General features: G+C 46.6%; 13 protein-coding genes. All 13 read right to left on the reverse strand.

The annotated features are described in order from the left end of the window. Positions 1 to 42: 42 nt before the first annotated feature. Positions 43 to 5,397, reverse strand: coding sequence for a DUF5057 domain-containing protein (locus EJL91_RS20145; protein WP_125143756.1), 5,355 nt, complete (start codon positions 5,395 to 5,397; stop codon positions 43 to 45). Beyond that, the gene (locus tag EJL91_RS20150) at positions 5,397 to 6,176 is read right to left on the reverse strand and encodes a PilW family protein (protein ID WP_125143757.1); all 780 of its coding nucleotides are present in this window, start codon (positions 6,174 to 6,176) and stop codon (positions 5,397 to 5,399) included. The genes EJL91_RS20145 and EJL91_RS20150 overlap by 1 nt, the downstream gene beginning before the upstream one ends. 153 nt (positions 6,177 to 6,329) lie before the next feature. Next, complete coding sequence (locus EJL91_RS20155; RefSeq protein ID WP_243125493.1) at positions 6,330 to 6,893, reverse strand: type II secretion system protein; 564 nt, start codon at positions 6,891 to 6,893, stop codon at positions 6,330 to 6,332. Continuing rightward, the gene (locus EJL91_RS20160) at positions 6,890 to 9,310 is read right to left on the reverse strand and encodes a hypothetical protein (RefSeq protein WP_125143758.1); all 2,421 of its coding nucleotides are present in this window, start codon (positions 9,308 to 9,310) and stop codon (positions 6,890 to 6,892) included. The genes EJL91_RS20155 and EJL91_RS20160 overlap by 4 nt, the downstream gene beginning before the upstream one ends. A gap of 137 nt (positions 9,311 to 9,447) precedes the next feature. After that, complete coding sequence (locus tag EJL91_RS20165) at positions 9,448 to 10,896, reverse strand: type II secretion system protein (RefSeq protein WP_125143759.1); 1,449 nt, start codon at positions 10,894 to 10,896, stop codon at positions 9,448 to 9,450. A 34-nt stretch (positions 10,897 to 10,930) separates the two neighbouring features. After that, complete coding sequence (locus tag EJL91_RS20170; RefSeq protein WP_125143760.1) at positions 10,931 to 12,013, reverse strand: hypothetical protein; 1,083 nt, start codon at positions 12,011 to 12,013, stop codon at positions 10,931 to 10,933. Continuing rightward, positions 12,010 to 14,208, reverse strand: a complete 2,199-nt coding sequence (gene pilM / locus EJL91_RS20175; protein ID WP_125143761.1) for a pilus assembly protein PilM — start codon at positions 14,206 to 14,208, stop codon at positions 12,010 to 12,012. The genes EJL91_RS20170 and pilM overlap by 4 nt, the downstream gene beginning before the upstream one ends. Before the next feature lie 88 nt (positions 14,209 to 14,296). Further along, on the reverse strand, positions 14,297 to 15,049 hold the full coding sequence (locus EJL91_RS20180) for a prepilin peptidase (protein WP_125143762.1): 753 nt from the start codon (positions 15,047 to 15,049) through the stop codon (positions 14,297 to 14,299). A gap of 359 nt (positions 15,050 to 15,408) precedes the next feature. After that, positions 15,409 to 15,945: a prepilin-type N-terminal cleavage/methylation domain-containing protein gene (locus tag EJL91_RS20185; protein WP_125143763.1), complete on the reverse strand. Its 537-nt coding sequence runs from the start codon at positions 15,943 to 15,945 to the stop codon at positions 15,409 to 15,411. Between the two features lie 148 nt (positions 15,946 to 16,093). Continuing rightward, positions 16,094 to 17,311, reverse strand: a complete 1,218-nt coding sequence (locus tag EJL91_RS20190; RefSeq protein WP_125143764.1) for a type II secretion system F family protein — start codon at positions 17,309 to 17,311, stop codon at positions 16,094 to 16,096. Positions 17,312 to 17,322: 11 nt separating this feature from the next. Further along, positions 17,323 to 18,381 carry a type IV pilus twitching motility protein PilT gene (locus EJL91_RS20195; protein ID WP_125143765.1) on the reverse strand — a complete coding sequence of 353 codons (1,059 nt, stop codon included), beginning with the start codon at positions 18,379 to 18,381 and terminating at the stop codon, positions 17,323 to 17,325. Positions 18,382 to 18,384: 3 nt separating this feature from the next. Beyond that, a complete protein-coding gene (locus EJL91_RS20200) occupies positions 18,385 to 20,082 on the reverse strand; it encodes an ATPase, T2SS/T4P/T4SS family (RefSeq protein ID WP_125143766.1) in 1,698 nt (565 codons plus the stop codon). Positions 20,083 to 20,583: 501 nt separating this feature from the next. After that, positions 20,584 to 22,080 carry a glycerol kinase GlpK gene (glpK, locus tag EJL91_RS20205; RefSeq protein ID WP_125143767.1) on the reverse strand — a complete coding sequence of 499 codons (1,497 nt, stop codon included), beginning with the start codon at positions 22,078 to 22,080 and terminating at the stop codon, positions 20,584 to 20,586. Positions 22,081 to 22,087: the final 7 nt, after the last annotated feature.

Consider the following 22,087-nt stretch of genomic DNA (forward strand, 5'->3'; position numbering starts at 1 on the left):
AAGAAAAATCCGACGGCTATAATTTAATCTTTGAAAGAATTGTTAGTCCAAGTCAAAAAGATTTCTCTTCACAAAGCGTATCTCTGCATAAATGCTGTCCTGCCTCAGCATCCCTGTCTCTGCCGCCTCTGGACCGATTATCATCGTCATGCCGTCCATGTCATCCGGAATTTTTCCTTCTCCATTATCTCCTGTAAAACGGAACGTATACCATCTATCACTTGCCCCGCTACCCATGCTGCCTTTTGTTCCCTGCTCCCCTGCAATCTCTTCAACAGGGAAGTTCGAAACGCCGTTTTCCTCCGGAAGGCCTGTCAATGTGTATACTGTCTCATCGAACTTATTCACCGCCGGCAGGCCGTTTTCTGCCTTTTCACCCTTTTTACCAATTGTGAGCGGTGTTGTCTCACCGTCCGACGCATTGATTTTCTGAACGCGGAAGGAAAGCTCCAGCGCCTCGTCATACTCGTCGTAATAACAGGTATAACGGTTCGGCGACCCGGCATCCTGAGCCAGCTCAATGCCGGAAACGGTTCCACCCTCCCGGACTACGGTGTCATAGTAGGAGGTTTCTTCTGTCTCGCTGTTGAGGGCGGCGTAGATGGTGTTGATGAAGAGTTTCATTTCCATGTCGGGAACGAGCTGCGCATCCTCGGAATCTGAGCCCTCTGTCACATCGTAGAGAGAAAAACCGGTGTAATAAATTTTGCCTTTCGAGTAAAGGTAGTAGTTGTTTCTAGCATCTCTGACGGTTGTATCAAAGTATTTTGACTCATCATCTTTACCCGAACCTGCAAATGTATACCAGACGGTCACATCATCAATCTTTCCCTTCCCAAGCTCCCTTTCCAGATCAAGCTGATAGTAGGGCGCATGATTTTTGGCAACCTTTACTTTCGCTTCGGAAACCTCGTCGGAAATCTTAAACGGATATAATCCGATTTGGCCTTCATTCAGAGGTTCAATATACTCCGTGCGCGGCTTTACTCCTAATGCCAGATTTAATGAGAGCTGTGTGTTGTACGGCGAAGCCGTGTTGACTAATGATGCATAACTGCTGCCCTCTTTCGGGATAAACGCATACTCTAACAGGGCTCCGTTGGTAAATCCCTGCAGTTCTTCTATCTCGGTCCAGCGTCTGCTGCTGCCTTTGTCTCTTTTGTCTTTGGGCTCGATATCTGTGGTTATAGCAAAGCGATCCATACCCACGGTGTATCTGAGTTTTTGGGTGAATAAGTAGTTCCATGCGTTTTGAGATGGATATAGTGAATCTCCTTTTCCTGCCACATTGTTTAATTCATATTTTGACTCAACAGGTTTATCTGAATCCCCTTGTACCTTTTCCTTCCAGAAAAATCCATATTTTTCAACTTCACCATCTGACAATTTTCTGGCTAAATATTTTTCCCGGTCATTATACTGATAGTAATAGTATGTGTCACCTGCAATCTGAATAGGATGCTCTGTATCAATATATTTTTTATCAACTGTCACATCCTCATTCAGAGCTGAATGAATATCTTTAAAGTAGAAATTTCTTCCGTCTACCTCTACAATTTTTGCTTCATTTTCCCCCGTTATTCCATTCTTCGTTTCATACCACTCTCTCAGTTCAGCTTCGGTAACATAATTCATATTTGCGTAATACCAAGTCCAAAATATAAATTGAGTTCTATCAATCATCGCATTTCCTAGTTTTTGGTACAAATTCTCAGGCGTCAAGTTAACCAGTGAACCGCCAACATCTGGAACACTTCTACTTCCTTCATAGTCATAATACCAAATCCGCCAGATACGCCTTCCAACATAAACCGATTTTGAGCCACTCCGTCCTGCTGTAACAGGGCGCACAATTGCCTTGTATGTCCCTTCTCTTAAAATTTTCTCATATAATTCCCCATCTTCTGGTTCAAGATATACGGTTCCCTCTCCATAATTATGATTCTCTATTGCCTCATCATTTTTCTTTTTCTTACCAATATATTCATTTTCTAGTATTCTTTCTTTTTGTAACTGTCCACCTTCAGTTGTCAGTTGATTGTTCTTTTTATAGTACTCTGCCCGTTCCAGAGTTAAGTCTTTGTAATAATAATCTTTTTCTTCCGGGGCTAGATAGTTCTCCGAATTGACATATGAAAAAGCATCATTTGTTATAATTAGAGGTCTCTTGTACTCATCTGAATATTTTTTTAAAACTTCAGTTGCTTTAATAAAGTCAATGTCTGTTTGGTCATCTGTGAGAAACTGATTAAAGTCCGTTCCAATTATAAGCAGATCATAGTCTGCCAAGAGACTTTCAGCCGTTATGTGTCCATCTTCACAATCAGCAGCGAAATCTCCCTCAGAAATTGACACTAGAGCACCATTTTCAAAATCAAAATGATATCCACCGCCGTTATTTTCTTCCGCTTCTTTTATTAAATTAGTAAATTGCTTATTTTCTCCGAGATTTTTCCCACCAATGGTATCCGAAAACGGTGTAATCTGAAGTACTTTTACATCTTTCTTTTTCAAATCCGGCCGCATGTATCCGGTCCACACACTATAAAGAGGATTCTTTTTGTCAAGTGTGGATACTTTCACTTGAAACTGACATATTTCTTCGATTGAATCGACCGGCATCGGTGTTGTATAGCGTCCTGTGATCCTGGATCCCTCCACATTATAATCATTTGGGGACAAATCCGCAAAACGGCAGGTAAAAACCTGATCGTTTTTTATAGATGCACTGGCATTATTATGTGCCCCCGGCTTTCCTGAAGTGGATGCTCCATCCCCTTCTTCATCAAAATAACCGTCACCATTGCGATCCACGATAATTTTCATGATAATATTTTCGGCTTTGTCCCCCAGGGGCATTTCAATTGCATAGTCAAATGTCAGCATATTCGATTTAGCTAAAGTATTCAACTCCGGCCTTGTATCCGAATTCCACCCCTTCTGTATAACCGCAGTTACAACTTCACCATTCTCATCTTTTATAAGCTCAGAATCCTTAATAATAACAGAACTCTTAAAATCTTTTTTTAAATCTACTGTTTTCGTAGTTGGATTTGTTATCTTCGAATCCATCAATATCAGCTTATCAAAATAAGACTTATCCAGGCTTTTATTGTAGTAATCCTTTACATCTTCTATCCCATATAGTGCAAAAAGCAATCTGGAATCAATATCACATTCCGCATTATATGGGTTATTGTTCATATCGATCCCTTCAAACTCATTGATTTGTTTCATAGCATCAGTGATAAGCTGTTCTGTAACTATTACCGGCTGTCCCGATTTTACAAATTCTGCTAATTGCTTTTGCATAAATTGGGTCACATCATCGCCGCTGAATCTCGCCTTACTTACTGTAGTGTCTGCCCCCAATGCTTGAAGTTCTAAAGATAATTCTACATTTTTAAGAAAATACTCACCCGGCGCTTTACTCCATTTTTCGCGTAATAATGGATTCCAGTTCGTGCTGCCGCTGCCTGTTAGAGGATAAGAGCCTGTATTTAATGATACTCCTGATGTTTTCTTAGTTATATCAATATCAAATCTTTCTTTAGTTGTATAGTCATTTACAAGTAGACCATTGATTAAAGTCTGAGGAATGATTGCATCGTCGGGGAATCCGTTACTACGATACTTTACACTCTTTGAACCGCCGCCACCAGATGAGTTCAGCAGCGATGCGTCATCTCCTATAAGTATCAAGTCATACTCTGCGACGAGATCTACCGCCATACCATTCAAAGTATTCGGCGTTACGTATGTAACTGATATGTCATCCTCGTCAACTCCAATTGCCGTTGCAAGTTTCGGAAGGTTGCCCGGTACAGAAAGCCAATAATTATTACATGGCTCTATTTCTAATACCTTAACAGAGCCATCCGTTGCATCTTCCGGTGGCCCGTCAGGTGTTACAACACCTCCAAGCAAAATCTCTTCAACATCTATCTGATGCTTAGAACTGTCTGCTAAAAGAACCGGCACAAAGGGATAACTTATCCAACCTTCCATATAACGTATTACATTATCCCACTCTGTTTTGCCGCTATACCCTCCATTATGCAGCACGTCATACCCAACTTCATATTTATCTTCGAGCTTACAAACCTGCTTTTTTTCGTACTTTGTCCGGCATTCGACAAACCACTGATACTCCGATTCTGTAATTTTGCCTGCATTGTCTTCTTTATCTCTCAGAAGTTTCGCATATTTTAAAATATCATCCCATAAATCAGAATCTATAAACTGATAAAACTGCTCATTTGACTGATTGGCCATTGTTCTAAAGTTATTTAGAAATGTTTTCAAGACACCTGAAGGAGAATATTTGTCTGATGGATTATAAATAAAATATTTTAGTTTCTCAAAACCATCTACAAAATTTGTGCGGTTAAGTAAAAGTGCATCATAAAATAACTGCTCGTTCCAAACTACCTGTCCATTAAAACTCCCCGTAGTGAGCCCGTCCCCGTTGACTGCAGTTGTAATCATTTTACTGATTCCATCATCAACATATGCTTTTCTGGTCAATTTAGATAGGAGTAAAATTAATTTGTCTATATTATTTTCTGCATTCCCTGAGGTTTTTTCTGACGCAACAATAGTCGCCTTGTTATTTGTATATGCATGATCTAAGATAGCCAGTACCACGTCCCATTGCATATCCATTGACTTCCATGTCACGCCATTATCTTTTGATATCTGTCCTTCGTAAACAGCTTGTCCTCCATCCAAAGGGCTAATGGCCGCTCCATTCTCTGTCCTCAACATAACGGCAGGATTGTTATATTTCCAATAAACGTACAGAGGAGTTTTACTGTAACCATTATATTTATATGCAGTTTCATTACTTTGCACCACGACCAAATCTGCTGACTTTACATCTTGAACCGTTACATCACACGCACTTTTGGATTGAACTTTCACTTTACCCGACCATTCGTCCGGATTACCACTATCTCTGCAGAGAATCTGCTTAACAAAAGTATCTTGGTTGCTATAGCTTTTGTTTTGAACCTCTCTTACCAGGCCTGAAAATTTAAAATCAATATCAAATGTATTGTCCTGATTCGTATTCTCCCAATAATGTTTCTCATCATTAGCAGCTTCGTGATACAGTCTGATTTTCTCTGCCGATACCGGTTCCTGGCCACTAACAGTATATCCCCACTGTCCCTGACCTTCATATGGCACAATTTCTAAAACCACAAACGGATGTTCCTTACTATATTTAGTCGGATCTATTCCGGCCTGGGCTTCCTGAGACCATCCTGAAACAAGCGCAATTCCTCCGGCCAGCACGCAAATCGACAGAATCACAGCCAGAATCTTCCATACCGTATGCAGTTTTTTCCCGTCTAACGGGAATTTGTTTTTCTTTTTCTGTACACGTACTTCCATTACTGCCTCCCATCCTCGCCGTCGCCGCTGCCGTTCCACCAAAGCACAGCCAACCTGTTTCTCGGAGTAGCACTGGTATCTACGGAATAGCTTTTACTGTCCAGATATTGGAATGTAATTGCAAAATCTACAGTTACTTTACCCTCTGTTTTGTAAAAATACCCTGTGTCACCGATCCGCTCTTTCTCTGTCAATACAGGATAAATCGTAAACTTCAGTTCCTGCACCTTATCGCTGATCAGGTACTCCCGTCCTTTGCTCGCGTTTTCTTCAAATGCTTTCCTTACCGTATCAGGCGAAAGCGCTCCCAGTGACTGGAGATTCTCCTCACTGCCTTCTTCCTCTCCGGTTGAATTTGCTTCTTCCAATGCACCGGAATCCTCTTCCGCAAGAAAGCCGCTGTTTTGATACAGACAGTTGGTCTCCTTATTAAACCATAACATTTCACCGCTGAATTTCGCCTTTCCGGCCTCCTCCGTCACTTCACCGGTAAACAGATAGGTTCCTTTCTCCCCTTCGTTGAGGTACAAAGACCTGGCACCCATCACGGTATTGCTGATTCTACGGCTGACGGTCTGGCTTTCAGTCTGAATATTGGAATAAGAAATCGTAGAGCGGTAAAGGCGGGTGGAACTGCCAAACAGGGACGTCATCATGAGTCCGACAATTGCCATAACCGAGATGCCTACTAAAAGCTCTATCAGCGTAAATCCTTTATTGGCATTCTTCCGGCTCTCTTTCCCGGCTATTAATGCCGCTTTTATTTCTGCTCTGTCCATCCCGTCCCCTCCTTTCCCTCTCTGTTTATTCCGGGATTTTCACGAAAAGCATGTGAAAACACCTCCCGGAATTCATCCCCAGTGAACAGTAACTTTATTCCTGCTTCACTTACCTCTGAATCCCTCCCGCCAACATCTTTTCATATGCCTAAACTACTGCACCAAACCCGCATCGCCTGTCTCACACCGGCCATTTTCCCGGTAAACAGTAAGATACTGCGTTTTTCCGGCTCCTTTAACCGCCAGTGTGCCTGCTCCCTCTATGCAGGAACCGGTATCCCGGTCAAAGCGCCAGACATGGATCAGGGTTCCTTTGGAATCCCCTTCCGTGCCGCTTTCTTCTCCGCTCCCGCCGGACAGCAGTTCATATTTCATAACCCCCGAACGCCCCAGCATAACCTTCTCCGACTGGATCTCCCAGTAAGTGTCTTCCTCATCGTCCGATTTTCTTTTTTCTATCTCATGCACGCAGTAATAGTCTTTATCTTTCAGGTAAAGGCTCAGGCGCCACTTCCCGGATTTCGACATGGCGCTTGTCTTTGAGAGATTGATCTGATTGCTGAGGGCGTTAACATACTTTTCCGTTTCCTTCCTCTTTGCCGAACTGGTTCCGAGGAAAAGCATCCCGCTGAGTACCAGAAGAATGGTCATTGCAATAATGAGTTCTATCAGTGAAAAACCCCCGTTTGCTTTATCCTCTTTTCCTACATTCATCATTTTCCGCCTCCCTGCTCACGCCCGGAGCGGCTCCAGTTCTCTCTGGTTACAAAATCTTCGTAGTCATTCAGCACGCTAGATGCCACGTCACTGTAATCATAAAAATATTCTGCTGCCTCTTCTCTGTCAAGAATAGGTTCGAAGGTCTGGCCGTCCGCCGTCAGTTTGGCGCTGCCGGTGACTGATATTTTCCCCGCAGCCATCAACAGGCCGTTATATGTTCCTTTTCCTTTTACTTCTATATCTTTCGCAGAAACGACAAGGCCGCCTTTCATAGAATACGTTCTCCCCAGCGTGCTGACTGTCGCCTCCCCGTCATCTCCCAGTTGAACCGTTACCGAATCACCGCTCAACAGTACATAACTGCTGTCCGCCTCAGACTCCTCCTCATTGGAAAGGAATACCGGTTCTCCCTTCAGCTTTGCCACTTCATCCACTTTCACATAATTGCCGATCGGAAGGATTGCGGAAAGCCCCGTAACTGCCTCCGCAGCACGGCCGCCCACACGATCCGTCTCCGCCAGGTTCATTTTCAGGTTGTTAAACGAAGCGTCGAGGTTTCCTATCAGGTTCGCCCATTCCAGACTGCTGCTTACACCGCTCTGCCCTTTCTCCAGGAGCTGGAACAGATGACCGTCCTCTCCTTCATCCTTTCCCGCTACCTGATACAAGGAACCTGACGTATTGATTTGAGTCGAACTGCCGCCGTTCTCTATTAACACGCCTCCATTAAATGTGCTTTCCGGACTTTTGGCTCCCGTCATGCCGCTCTTTTGAAGCAGCTCGTCAAAGGAGCCGGCCTCGTTTTTCAGGTAATCATTGAAATATTTTCTTCTGTCATCTTCTGAATCAAAATTGTAATAAATATAGACTTTTCCGTTGAGAATTACGGGAACAGCGGGGGAACTTTCCCTGTCATACCCGGAAACTGAGATTCTTTTTCCACCGTCATCCGCCGCTTTTGGATTATCCACCTTAATGTGATATTCGGCCTCTTTGGCGCCCATGTTCTCGGGAAGCTTTACATGGAGTTTCAGCTCTTCCTCCGGCAGCAGTACGGGATTTGAGCCTGCCGTTTCTGTCTTCCCGTTCCACTTCAACGTAATGCATGACTCCGGCACCAGATAAATGGTCTGTGTCGCTTTCACAGCCAGGGACTCTCCCATCGGATACACATCCTGGCCTGTGATTGTGTCGTCGAATCTCATATAGGCGCGGCCGGCTAAGATCAGAGTATCCAGCCCTGTCATGTCGAGTTTGCTCCCTCTGTCATTGATAATAATCGCGCTGCTCTTATTCGGCGTCTCTTTTGTCAGCTTCCTGTCGTCTCCCTCGTTTCCATATCCGTAATAGCTGCCCTTTAAAGTCACCTCATTCCTGTCTCCCGACAGGGTCATATCATCTTTGATAAAGAAACTTGCATTTTCCGCCGTAAGTACAGAAGAAACATCCATCCGGATTCCGTCTGCCCATACCCGGCTCTGCGCACCCGTATTTTCATCCGGCAGAATTTTCAAATCCGCCCCCTTACTGACCGTCAGAGCTCCCGCAGATGTAAACAAACTGCTTGCCACCTCTGTTTTGCTGTGTTCTACCGTAAATGACTTGCCGTAAATCTTTCCGGCAAAATAATTGTCCGGGCTGCCGGTTCCGTTCACATTGACTTCGATGCCGCCATTTGCCGCCAGAACATAATCTAACAGTGCTTCGCCTTCATTCATAAACCTCACATAAGGCGCTGTTATTTTTAAGTCCACTGTGATAGCCGACTCTATCCCTGTTTCGGGATTTGTATACAAAATGCAGAAATCCTTGAACAGGATTCCGCTGTAAACCTCTTTGCCGCCGGCAGCAAACATGCCACCCGCCTTTCCACTTTTCAGCCCGTTTTCGGACAGTTCACTATCCTGCCCCGTATATTTTTCCAGGACAATCGAACCAATTGATACATCCAGGTCCTTATCCTGTATTGTATCAGAAAAAGACGCCAGTTTTTCTGCCGCATTTTTCCTGTTATTTCCGCTGTTATCGTCCGATAAGGGCATTTCGATTCCCAAAGCCTCATCTGCCAGCAGAGCGCTTATAAACTTGGACTTCAACTGCAGATTGGCCTCGTCATTCGTCCGGTAGCCGTCCTTATAAAGCGATCCCATGACTTCGACATAATTTTCTTTCAGGATATTGCTGGCCATCCTTCCAGTCTGCGCGTAAATTTCGTCCAGCGCCGTTTCTAGATAATAAAAATTCTTGTCGGATCTCCGGTTCAGATTCCTCATTTTTACATTCAGAAGAGCCGTGCTTAAAGCCATTACTCCTAAAATGGCAATCAGTGAAACGATTGTTATCGCCATAATCATCGTAGAACCTGCATTATTCAGTTTTCTTCTTTCCGGCAAATGTTTTAACAGCTTTCCCATTCTGGGTCCTCCTGTCTTTTCTGCTCTGATTCTGACGTATGATCTGCTCAATCTGTCCGTGTTTCTCTCATCCAAGTCTCTTTTATCCAGGTTTCCCTTAATCCAGGCTCTTCCCATCCGGATATCTTCCATCCTGTCTATTCCGATTTTGTAGAATCCAGCTTCAATACTTCACTGCCTCTTTCCGGTTCCCCATTCTCTGCTCCTGTTCCGCTGTAATCCGCCTCATAGACCGTTACAGTCAGATGATAAAGCCTGTTTTCCGCATCCTTCCAGGATACAGGTTCTTTTCCGCCGATGTTGGAATAGATTAGAAGTTTCTTATCTTCCGCTGATTCTACCTCACCTTTCTCGGTCAGGGTCCTCTCGTCCTCTTTATACTGATTCTGATTTGCCACTACTATGAAATCTACCCCAACTTTCTGGGCCAGTTTCTCGTCGTCCTCTTTATACTGATCCGGATTTGCCGCTACTATGAAAAATTCAATCTCCTCTTCCAGGGAAGAGCTGATATAAATCCTGTCAAATCCGGGGAATCCCGATTCTTCAGCCTCCCCGCCTTCTTTTGCCTCCTCCGAAGTCCAGGTATATTTTGTTTCATTATCCGGAAGGAAGAGATAAACACGGTTTGCAGGAGGCCCTGTTTTCTCATCTTTAACGATAGTCTTCTTTACAGATGCAAAACTGGCTTCGATGGATTCCTCCGCACTATAACTATTTCCCTCTGTCTCCTTTACCGTATACACGGCCTGAGCCTGGACCGTTAGGTTTCCAGCTTCACCGCTGCCGTCATCCATAGCCACCGTTTCCTTTATAGACAGCCACAGATGCCGTTTTACATTTTCTTCCTTATATACCGTCTCCTCCTCCGAACCGGAGCCTCCGGATTCTTCCACTGCTTCTTCTCCGCCGTCTTCTCCTTCTTCCTCTTTATCAGGATTTACCTTTAACAGTAACTGGGAAGTCAGGCTTTTATCATCCTTCATCAGCGCCTGCGGTTCAATCACCACATTCTGGAAACTGCTGACGTCGGCTATATTAGGCATCTGGTACTGGTTGATGGAATATGATTTCTCCTGGTCTTCGTCTTCCGTCGAATTATACTTTTCATAATCGGCTTCCGCACAGATAAGATAGGCCGCCTTTCCGGAACCGGACGCATCTCTTCCGTATTCTGCAGTCAGCCTGTATCCCTGCCGTGAATCGGATGACGGTGGAGCCCCATCGCCGCCCTCTTCTCCGGCCGGTGTACCGCCGTCTGAGCCGGATCCGTCCTCCAGCCTTTCCACACGGTAAATTGTATTGCCTATCACGACATTTCCTCTGTCGCCGTTCCCGCTTCCGTTATCTTCTCCCGGAGTTCCACCGTCTCCGGCCAGAAATGTTTCCAGTTTTTCAAACGGATATCCCTTCAGCTCCTCCATCGTGCGCTTTGCCGCATCCAGCACAAGCTCATCTTTTCGGGCTTTTGTATTCATCCTTCTGCTGATCACGAAAGACTGAAGAAGCACGCCTGCCATGATGGAAAGAACAGCAAGCGCGATCAACAGTTCAATCAGCGTAAATCCTCCGTCCCTTTTCTTCATGGCAGCCGTGCTCCTTTCTGTAACCAACCTGACGTTACTTTAGAATCTCCACATTGCCGGTCCGGCTCTCCACCGCAAACCTCGGTCTTGAATCATCCTCACCGGCCACAGCAATCCGCATCTTTTTATCCGTACGGTTCTCAATCTGGACTTTTACCTGGCTCAAATCGGTACCGCCCATTCTGGGGGAACTGAGAACATAAATATCCAGCGTATCTCCCTCCGGATACAGAACGTGAGGACGGCCGTTTTCTCCCAGCGTGTAAGTAATGCTGTACGTTCCTCCGTTCTCCTCTGCGCGGATTACCAGAGTCTCCTCCTCATTTTTGTCTGAAACCACTTTCTCCCTGTCGTCCGGACCGGCAATCACTTTTGCCTTCATGTCGGATGCGGAAGGGTAGAGCATGATATAACAGTCATAATCCTTTTTAATCGCCTCTATCTGCTCGATGGCGCCTCCGTCATAGGAAAGAGCCGTTCCGGAGCGGAAGATATTGTCCGTTCCGATCGGAACCGTAATTTTCGGCTCCTCAAGTACCCTGCCTTCCCCGCGGACCGCATACTGGTACATCGTGACAGTGGCATCCACCACGTTGGCTTCGGTATTATATGTCGCGGAAATATCAGAAATTGTATTCTTGTCCTGATAGGAAAATACATAGTCCAAAAATTCTTTCCACTGTTTATAATCCAGTTGAACCGGTATCTGCAACGTGCTCACGGCCAGAGTATAAGGCGCCATATTTCCCGGATCCGTTGTCTGGAACTGATAAATATCTGCGGGATCCGTATAAGACACGGAAACCACCTGTGTGTCAAACTTCTCTTCCAGGCCGGTTACAAACATAATCTGCTGCACCTGTGAGATATCCGCCGGATATTGGGTCAGCATCAGCTGATATGCTTCATTATAATCTTTTGTGTTCTGGATGTACTCATCTTTCTTTGCGAGAATCCTCATCCTCTCGTCATATTCCTGCTGAAGTTCCTCTTTCCTGACTGTCATTTCCGCAGTCTTCTTCTCAATATTCTTAGCCCCGAAAAACCAGGACGCGGCAACTATACCAAGCGATAATGCGAGAAAAATCAGTTCTTTGTCCCGTGATGTCATTTTCATGATGCCGTCACCCCGCTTTCATTTCCCTCCGCAGCTGCTGCTCCTTCCGGAACAGCGGCAGGCGCCGCCGGTAAAACGGCTGCTTCCGGGGTTGTATTCGGTACCGTTTCCTCCAAAATATTAACCTCGGCTTCGGCTTGCGGCTGGGCCGCGTCAGTTTCCGTCACAGGTGTGCTTCCCGTATTTGCTGTCATCGCATCTTCTTCTGCCGGAGGCATCTGAAACAGCGCCTGAGCCGGCGCCGCAGCCGCCTGAGACTGGACTGATGCCGTATTTATCTGCTCCGCCGCAGGCGCGGCGGTACTTTCCTGTTTCAAAACGGGCGCTGCCGCCGATATGGCTGCTTCCCCGGCAATAGCTCCGTCTTCACGGGCTAAGCGTTCTTGTCCGTCCGTCTGGGGATCGGCGCCCGAAGTGTCATTCTCCTCCGCCCCGATAGTTTCACCGCCGTCACTTTCTGTATCTCCACTTTCCGTTTGTTCTCCGTCCATGACCCCTTCGGGATCCCAGATATCGCTGTATTCCTCCGGCATCAGATTCCCCAGAGCTTCCCCTCTGGTTCCCGGGTTCAGCAGGGAATCCTGGTTCACCAGAATACAGGTCAGCGAGAATGCAACGGTCTCCTTATCTCCCTCGAATATACTGGAAAGTGCGCTGACCTTCACTTCAGATACATTGGCAATCATATTAAGCTGCTGGATCAGCCTGGCTACCGTCTTCTTTCCTTCTGCTAATGCGGAAAAGCTCACCTGTCCCTCACTGCAGCTAAAACTCTGAATGGAAATATTACTCGGCCGGAGCTGTTCAAATATGGTAATAAAATCGGAAAGGCTCTCGTTATCCGTCCTTACCATTGCCTGAATCTGCCCGACATCGGTGTAACGAGACTGTGCCTGTTTATAATTTTCCAGAATTGGTTTAACATCTTCCACGGTCAGCAGTTTATTCTGCAGATCTATGGCTTCCATTGCTTCGCTGAAGAAATTGGTGGCCGGTACCGTAACAATCACCACAGATAAAAACAGCGCCAGAAGAATCATAATGCGGTAGGCTTTTGCCTCCACCTTTCTCCTGATATCCTGTTCAAGCTGTTTGGGAATCATATTCACCGGATCGATCACTGCTCCGATGTTATCCATGTATCTCAGGACTTCTTTCATGGAAAGCCCGGAACTTTCCCTCACCGTTACCTGTTTTAATGCTGTAATCATTTCCACGGGCAGATGAAGCTGGTTCTCAAACAGGCTGTCCAGTCCTCCGATATGGGAACCGTCGCCGATGATGTAGATAAGCTCCAGCGGCTGCTCCACATTGCGCCCCGTATAGTATTCGATGACTCTTTTTATGTTGCTGACCAGATAGTAAAGATTGTCGGTCAGTTCATCACCGTCGTCAAAGTTATTATGTATGAGCTGTCTGCGTTCCAGAATCTCCTGTGCATCCTCTTCGCTGCAGTTTTTCTTTTCCATCACCGACTGGATCAGGGTATTGCTTCCGAAATCCACATGGCGCTGAAGGACCATAACCGTATCATTGTAGATAGTAAGAACAGTGTGCTCCTCGTCAAGTTGAATGACAAGGCACGGCTCATCGCCAATCTGATTGGAGGTGAGCTGGAATACGCTGTTGCCGATATAATCAAGTGATATTAGTTTCAGATGTGCCAGTTTGGCCGCATCATAATAAGACTGAACCATATCATTCGGCGCGGCCACAACCATCAGACGGAGCTTGGACTTTTTCTTTTTGCCGGTCCGCTTTTTCTTCTTTTTCGTTTTCTCAGGTTCTTCCCCGTCTTCCTCCCCGGATTCCGGTTCCTCTTCCACTACTCTGGAGATTATAAAATAAGACAGGACATAATCCGTCAGTTCCACCGGAAAATACTCCGGTGCATTGACCTTGAGGGCGGTCTTCAGTTTCTCTTCGTTCATTTCAGGCAGAATTACTTCCCTGCTCATGATACGGTCGGAAGGAAGAGAAAACACCACCTTCTTTGTCTTAATGTTGGCATATTTCAGTGCACTGTTCAGGTACTCTCCAAATCCCCGGACATCCACTATAATTCCGCTCGACACCAGACTTTCCGGCACTTCCTTTGTCAGAAGCCTGTAAACCGTTACACCGCGCCTGCCTTCGGACAATTCCGCAATTCTTATATGGTTGTCATTTAATACAATTGATAACAGCTTACCCATAAATGATCCTTTCCATTTGTTTTGCTGTCCCTGCGCGATGAAAAAACAGGTCAAACGGTAAATATGATATTTATCCGATATTTCACCGTCAATTTATGAACTGCCCGATATACCACCGGATCAGTTCCTGCCCCCACATCATGGAAAACCAGATTCCCATGGACAAATAGGGGCCAAATGCCAGCATGCGTTCTTTACCCTGTATCTTCATTAAAACCAGATGAATCACGGAACCAAGGATACATCCGCATGCAAAAGCCAGGATGACATTCTGCCACCCCAGCAGAAGACCGGCCGCCGCCATCAGCTTCACATCACCGCCTCCCATGGCCCTGCCCCTGCTCAGGAGCAGAATCAGAAGTAGCAGTCCGCTAACGCAGACAAACCCTATCCCATATGTAAGCCAGTCCTGACGGTTAAACCAGAGATTCACCAGACCGGCAATTCCAATCACAATATTACATCCCATCGGTATTTCAAAAGTGCGCCAATCTATAACGCTTAATACCAGCAGAGATGAGGCGGCGATACAATAACAGAGTCCCGTTACTGTAAGACCGTTTTTATAGATCAATATAACCCATAGCAGGCCGTTGGCCAGTTCTATGAGGGGATATTGAACCGATATTTTCTCTCCGCATTTCCTGCACCGTCCACGCAGGAATAACCAACTGAATATGGGAATCAAATCGTACCATGCCAGTTTGTAGCCGCAGTTCATGCAGTGGGAATTGGTGTGGACGACGTCCTCACCTTTGGGGATGCGGTAGATGCAGACGTTGAGGAAACTGCCGATGGTGATGGCAATGGAAAAAATAAAAAGATAACGGTATGCCAACATTTAATATAATTTCTCACTCTCCAATAATTTATTACTAATTTCTCCACATAAATCCATTATACAAATATACCTATACTGCCTTCAACGACCTTTATATGACTTTTCTTAAATTACCATATTAATTTAAAAAGAGGCAGAAAACAAACTATTCATTCTTGTCAACTTTGTAATTATTCTAGTATACTCAAAAAAGACTCTTGTTTTTTACCTTAATTTTTCTCCAACTATATTTAAATGTATAAGAATATTACAAAATATTGTTGTATTCTTATGCATTTAAATCAAAATACAAGCACGGGCATATGCCTCGCAGCATATGCCAATGCTAATATATCGTAATTACCCGATATTAAAAAAAATTATGGAGCAGTAATACTTAGTGGTGTACCTACAGTTTCTAACCCCGTAATAGGATCATGTCCGTTATCTGCTTTACCACAATATACTGTTATTGCAAAACCACCATATGTTGCAGGGGTCGTTACTTTTCCATCCTCATCCTTTTCCGCTGCGGTACCTTCTGTATATTTAAAAACAATGCAAACAACTCCTCCGCCGGCTTTTTTAGAATTTAATTCTACAGTATTAGTACCAAGTAAATCTCCTAATTCCTTTCCAAATTGCCCATCATTCAATGCATCGGTAAGGGTCGTGGTAAATGAGTCACTTACAGTTAAATGAGCTTTAATAAAGTCATTATATGCAGTCTCATCAGACAAAGCTCCTTGTACTGCTGAATAAACAGTATCCATAGCCTGCACATCCTTCGCTTCTCTCGACTTCTCAATATACTTCATAAACTGTGGTGCCAACAACCCTGTCAGGATGATCAGAATCGCGATCGCAATGATCAGCTCGATCAACGAAAAACCTTTGTTATTCTTTTTCTTGTTCATACCAATTTCTCCTTCTTTCTCTAAAAATTTTCTTAAACCTTTAATTTATATGTAACTGCGTCATGTCGGGCCCACGGCGCCAGTTAGATATCTTTCATTATACATCTTTCGACATTAGTTACATCACCTGATTTGCGCTGTTTGTAACTTACAGATTATCCACACTGCTATACATAGTAAGCATCGGTGTAAACACGGCTGCAATAATAGCAATTACAATAAACGCCATAAACACGATAACAAGCGGTTCCAATGCGGCAGCAGCCTGCTCGGTTGCGGCTGTCACCTCTTCCTCATAATACTCCGCCACCTTATCAAGCATGGTATCCAGTCCGCCTGTCTCTTCGCCGATTCCCACCATGTGATATACCATGGAAGGAAAGACACCGCTCTCGCGAAGAGGCACCGAGAGCTGGATTCCGCGCGAGACCTGTTCTTTGGCATCGCTGACCGCCAGGCGGTACACGGTATTGTCCATTGTTTTCGCCGTGATTTCCAGGGCGTCGATGATTGGCACGCCTGCACTGAGTAAGGTGCTTAAGTTTCTGGAAAACTGGGCGCAAGCCGTCTTCTTTTTCAGCTTTCCGACCAGAGGGATTCTGAGCACCAGATTGGAGTAGACATAATCGCCGCTCTCAGTGCTTCCGTATGCCCTCAGTCCCATGACCACAGCAAAAATACCTATCATTATAATATACCAGTAGCTGGTCACAAAATCACTCATTCCCACAACCACCCTTGTAATCGCAGGCAGCTCGGCATCCATATCCGCAAACATCGCGGAGTACATAGGAACGATATAGACCAGCATGACGATAATGACAATCAGCGCCACTATCGACAGAATAATCGGGTAAATCATTGCTTTTTTAATGATATTGTTAAGTTTTGCCGTCTTCTCATAGTGGGAGGCCATCCTCTCAAAGGACAGGGACAGTTTTCCCGCTTCCTCTCCGGCCTGTACCAGGTTGACGAACATTGGAGGAAATACTTTTTCGTGATGCCGCATGCTCCCGGCCAGTGTGTCTCCCTTTTCCACGGAGGCCCTGGTTTCACGGATTGCTTCTTTGAGCAGTTTGTTGACCGTCTGCTCCTCCAGCATCTCCATCGCACGCACAATGCTGATGCCGGATTCGGTCAGTGTGACAAACTGGCGGCAGAAGATGCTCATATCCCTGGGTTTTACACCCGGATTTAAAAACGGCAGTTCAAACTCTTTATCCCAGATGCTGGGAGGGTCGATAGAGATAACCGTATTTCCGTCGTTCTTTAAGACCGCCATTGCGTGGGGCCTGTCAGACGCAGTGATGTTTCCTCTCTTTTCCTTTCCTGCCGGGGTAATAACATGGTAACGGTAATTCGCCATTCAGCGCCTCCTTAGTATAACAGGCGTTTTTCCATAGACGCCGGATCCACCGCGTAATCGACCAGCATCTTGCGGCTGATGATACCGGCGCGGTATTTCTCCAGGAGAGCGTCGTCCATCGTGATCATGCCGGATTTGCGGTTTGTCTGGATGATGCTTGGAATCTGATACGTCTTACCGTCCCGGATCAGGCTCCTGACCGCCGTATTCACATGCATGACTTCGAATACACCGGTTCGGCCGCTTCCATCTGATTTTGGCAGCAGCCTCTGGGAAATAACGGCTTCCATGACCATAGAGAGCTGCACCCTGATCTGGTCCTTCTGATCCGCCGGAAACACATCGATGATTCGGTCTATCGTCGATGCCGCGCCGATGGTATGCAGGGTGGAAAATACGAGATGCCCCGTCTCAGCGGCCGTAATAGCCGTGCTGATTGTCTCCAGATCCCTCATCTCTCCTACCAGAATCACGTCCGGATCCTCCCTGAGGGCCGCACGAAGCGCCGCCGCATAACTTCTTGTATCCAGGCCGATCTCCCTCTGGTTCACCAGTGATTTACTGTGGCGGTACAGATACTCGATCGGGTCTTCTAATGTGATAATGTGATTTCTTCTGGTCTCGTTGATCCGCTGGATAATCGAAGCCAGGGTTGTGGATTTTCCGCTTCCGGTAGGGCCTGTTACGAGAACCAGCCCGCTGTTTTTCTGATACAAATCAATGACGGACTGCGGTAGTCCCAATGACTCCGGGGACGGAACCTCGGTGCTCACGAGACGGAATGCCGCCGCCGTAGTGCCTCTCTGTCGGAACGCATTGACACGGAAACGTCCCAGCGCCGGAATTCCAAAGGAGAAATCCACCTCTCCTTTTTCTTCAAATATATTCTTCTGCCTCTCCCCCATGATGCTCTCGACAAGGGCCTGTGTATCGTTCCCCATAAGCCTGGGATACCCCTCCATCGCAATCAGCGCGCCGTTGACGCGGACCTGGGGAGGCACTCCTACCGTTATGTGAAGGTCGGAGGCTTCCAGCTTTTTCGCCTCGCCTAAAAGTTCTGTTAAATCCATCGGTTAGTCCTCCTCGCTGGCAATCTTCTTCATCTCGTCAATCGAAGTGACACCCTCTTTTACAAGGCGCACCGCGCTTCCTCTCAGAGTAACCATACCTTCCCGCTGTGCAATCTCTTTTATCTTCGAGGATGGCTGCATCTTGGTAATCGCCCACCTCAGTTCCGGTGTGACAGGCATCATCTCATAGACGGCGGTTCTGCCAAAGTATCCGGTCTGACTGCAAAGCTGGCATCCCACCGGATCATAAACCGTCAGCGGTTCGTCTATGCCCACTCCCAGTTTTTCCTTCTCCTCCGGGGTTGCTTCCCTGCCTCTCTTACAGCGGCAGAGTTTCCTCACAAGACGCTGTGCCACAACACCCACCAGGGCGTCCGCAATCAGGTATGGTTCAATTCCCATATTCAGCATCCTGGCGATACTGGCCGATGTGCTGTTGGTATGTAATGTACTGGCCACCAGATGGCCGGTAATGGATGCCTGCACCGCGATTTCCGCAGTCTCGGGATCTCGTATCTCTCCTATCATGATGATATCAGGATCCTGACGGAGGATAGAACGGAGCGCCGACGCAAATGTCATATCCGCCTTCGGGTTTACCTGTATCTGGTTTACACCGTCGATATTAGCCTCGACCGGATCTTCTACCGTGACAATGTTCACGGTCTCATTGTTCAGCTCGCTGAGGGCTGTATACAGGGTCGTGGATTTACCGCTTCCCGTAGGGCCCGTTACGAGGATAATTCCATGCGGATGTGCCAGCATCTGGTCGAAACGCCTCATATCCTCATCGTTTAACCCAAGTTCCTTCTTATCCCTTGTCAGGCTCTCCTTGTTGGTAAGCCTCATTACGATCTTCTCGCCGTAAACGGTGGGAAGCGAAGAAACACGGACATCATACTCCACGTGGTCGATATCCAGCGTGGTTCTGCCGTCCTGCGGTTTTCTCTTTTCCGAAATGTCCATGCCGGATATGATCTTGAGCCTGGCAATGATTGCCGTATAAATCGACAAATCGTAGCTCATAGCCTCCACCAGGTTTCCGTCGATTCTGAAACGGATCCTGATTCCTTCCCTCATCGGCTCAAAGTGGATATCACTGGCTCTCTGTCGCACGGCCTGCTCGACGATAGAACGCACCATCACAACAATCGGTGATGATTCGGTCAGGGAAGCTTCGCCTCTGGCGGCATCCCGGGCGGCGTCATCTCTTCCCTGCTCCTTCTTATACTGATCCGCAACCGCGATGACCGACTGACGCCCAAAATACCGGTCAATCTGAAATGCTATCTGGCTGCTGGTACTGAGAACAGGAATCACTTTAAAGTTGGTAATAATGGCAATGTCGTCGATGGCCATAAAATCCATAGGATCCGACATAGCAACGCGAAGCATATTCGGGTTGTCTTTGTCGAAGCCAATCGGGATCAGATTATATTTCTTAGCAATCGTCTCGTTAATTGTATAGACTGCGGCCTCATCCAGTTTCATATTGCGCAGTTCCACATATTCAATATGGAGCTGATCGCAGAGTATCTTTACAATAGCAAGCTCTGAAACAAAACCCATGCTGATCAGCGTCTCGCCCAGTTTCGTCCCGCGAAGCCGCTGCTCCTTCAGCGCCCGCATCAGTTGTTCTTCTGTAATAAGGCCTTTTTGAACTAATAAATCTCCAAGGCGAATTCTTTTATTTGCAGCCACGTTCTTACCTCCGTCCCGCCATGATATCCAGGGCCGCTTCCCCCTGCGCGTACAGTTCATCTTCAAAAGTGCGCTTCTCCGCCTGCGATGGACCGCTATGAAGTCATGCCGCCTTTTCGCGCAAAGGCGCATCCTGCCCGGAGGGCTTTTTATATCTTAGGAAACTCCTATGGTATAAAAAAACTTTACTTGTTATGCAAGTAAAGTCTGGTGTCATGTCAGGCGCCTGTGCCAATCGTTTTTAGGCCTGTATCGTTCCATTTTTTCACTGCCTGATTCTATTTAATCTATTGTTTATAAAATACCATATTTCCATTAAAAAGTCCACCGTTGCCCCCGCCAAAAAGTAAATAAATCTTCAGAAATATTCATAAATTTGACAGTTTTTACCTATTTTGTGACTTTTTTACATATTCTGCGTTTGTCTTCCAGATGCGGACAGGACGGCCGTTATGTCCGGCCGTCCTGTATATTTCCCATCAATTCATTTGTCTTTCGATATTAATCTTCTTTGGCCCAGTTATAAGCGCATTTTACCGCCTTATTCCAACCGCGGACCCTGTTTTCCCGTTCCTCTTTGCCAATTCCCGGTTCGAATATGCAGTCGATGGCCCAGTTTCTCATGACGTCTTCCGTGCTCTCCCAGTAGCCCACTGCCAGACCTGCCAGATAGGCAGCTCCCATGGCTGTCGTCTCCACGCACCGCGGACGTCTGACCGGGGCCTGGATGATGTCGGACTGCATCTGCATCAGCAGATTATTGGCGCTGGCTCCTCCATCCACCTTGAGGGAGGACAGCTCGATACCGGAATCCGCTTTCATCGCCTGCAGGACGTCATTCGTCTGGTAAGCCAGGGATTCCAGCGTTGCCCTGATAATATGATATTTGTTAACGCCGCGTGTAATTCCTACAATCGTGCCGCGCGCATACTGATCCCAGTGAGGGGCGCCTAATCCGGTAAACGCCGGAACCACATAGCAGCCATTGGTATCTTTCACCTTCCCGGCCATGTACTCCGAGTCGGCCGAGGAATCAATGAGCCTCATCTCGTCGCGCAGCCACTGGATTGCAGCGCCCGCTACAAAGATAGAACCTTCCAGGGCATAATTCACTTTGCCGTCAATTCCCCATGCAATTGTCGTGACCAGCCCGTTCTTTGAATAAACCGGCTGTTCCCCGGTATTCATCAGCATAAAACAACCCGTTCCATATGTATTTTTAGCCTCTCCCGGTTTGAAACACGTTTGTCCGAACAGAGCGGCCTGCTGATCTCCCGCGGCTCCCCCAATCGGGATTGGACCGCCCAGGAACTGAGGATCCGCCTCCCCGTAAACGAAACTGGACGGTTTTACCTCCGGAAGCATGCACTTTGGAATATTCAGTTCTGCCAGGATCTCATCATCCCACTGAAGTGTCCTGATATTGAAAAGCATAGTTCTCGATGCATTGGAATAATCGGTCACATGGACTTTACCGCGTGTGAGTTTCCAGATAAGCCAGGTCTCCACGGTACCGAAGAGCAGTTCTCCGCGCTCCGCCCTCTCCCTGGTTCCCTCTACGTTGTCCAGAATCCATTTAAGCTTGGTCCCCGAAAAATAGGCGTCGATGACAAGTCCCGTCTTTTGGCGAAAACTTTCCGTCAGTCCTTTTTCCTTCAGGGAGTCACAGTATTCGGAGGTTCTGCGGCACTGCCATACGATGGCGTGATATACCGGTTCGCCCGTGTTCTTATCCCAGACTATCGTCGTTTCCCTCTGGTTTGTAATTCCGATGGCTGCGATGTCGGACGCCCCGGCCCCGATTTTTGACATGGCCTCAACAGCCACTCCCAGCTGTGTGGACCAAATCTCATTCGCATCATGCTCTACCCAGCCCGGTTTTGGAAAATACTGCCGGAACTCTTTCTGAGCCGAGCTGCATATCTCCCCTTTTTCGTTAAAAAGAATACATCTGTTGCTGGTTGTCCCTGCATCCAGCGCCATTACATAGCCTGCCATAAAATAA

Source organism: Clostridium transplantifaecale, assembly GCF_900626075.1.
Taxonomy (GTDB): domain Bacteria; phylum Bacillota; class Clostridia; order Lachnospirales; family Lachnospiraceae; genus Otoolea; species Otoolea transplantifaecalis.

Coding starts and splice junctions, on each gene's coding strand:
- EJL91_RS20145 (WP_125143756.1), bottom strand. CDS start 5,397: ATGGAAGTACGTGTACAGAAAAAGAAAAACAAATTCCCGTTAGACGGG.
- EJL91_RS20150 (WP_125143757.1), bottom strand. CDS start 6,176: ATGGACAGAGCAGAAATAAAAGCGGCATTAATAGCCGGGAAAGAGAGC.
- EJL91_RS20155 (WP_243125493.1), bottom strand. CDS start 6,893: ATGATGAATGTAGGAAAAGAGGATAAAGCAAACGGGGGTTTTTCACTG.
- EJL91_RS20160 (WP_125143758.1), bottom strand. CDS start 9,310: ATGGGAAAGCTGTTAAAACATTTGCCGGAAAGAAGAAAACTGAATAAT.
- EJL91_RS20165 (WP_125143759.1), bottom strand. CDS start 10,896: ATGAAGAAAAGGGACGGAGGATTTACGCTGATTGAACTGTTGATCGCG.
- EJL91_RS20170 (WP_125143760.1), bottom strand. CDS start 12,013: ATGAAAATGACATCACGGGACAAAGAACTGATTTTTCTCGCATTATCG.
- pilM (WP_125143761.1), bottom strand. CDS start 14,208: ATGGGTAAGCTGTTATCAATTGTATTAAATGACAACCATATAAGAATT.
- EJL91_RS20180 (WP_125143762.1), bottom strand. CDS start 15,049: ATGTTGGCATACCGTTATCTTTTTATTTTTTCCATTGCCATCACCATC.
- EJL91_RS20185 (WP_125143763.1), bottom strand. CDS start 15,945: ATGAACAAGAAAAAGAATAACAAAGGTTTTTCGTTGATCGAGCTGATC.
- EJL91_RS20190 (WP_125143764.1), bottom strand. CDS start 17,311: ATGGCGAATTACCGTTACCATGTTATTACCCCGGCAGGAAAGGAAAAG.
- EJL91_RS20195 (WP_125143765.1), bottom strand. CDS start 18,381: ATGGATTTAACAGAACTTTTAGGCGAGGCGAAAAAGCTGGAAGCCTCC.
- glpK (WP_125143767.1), bottom strand. CDS start 22,080: ATGGCAGGCTATGTAATGGCGCTGGATGCAGGGACAACCAGCAACAGA.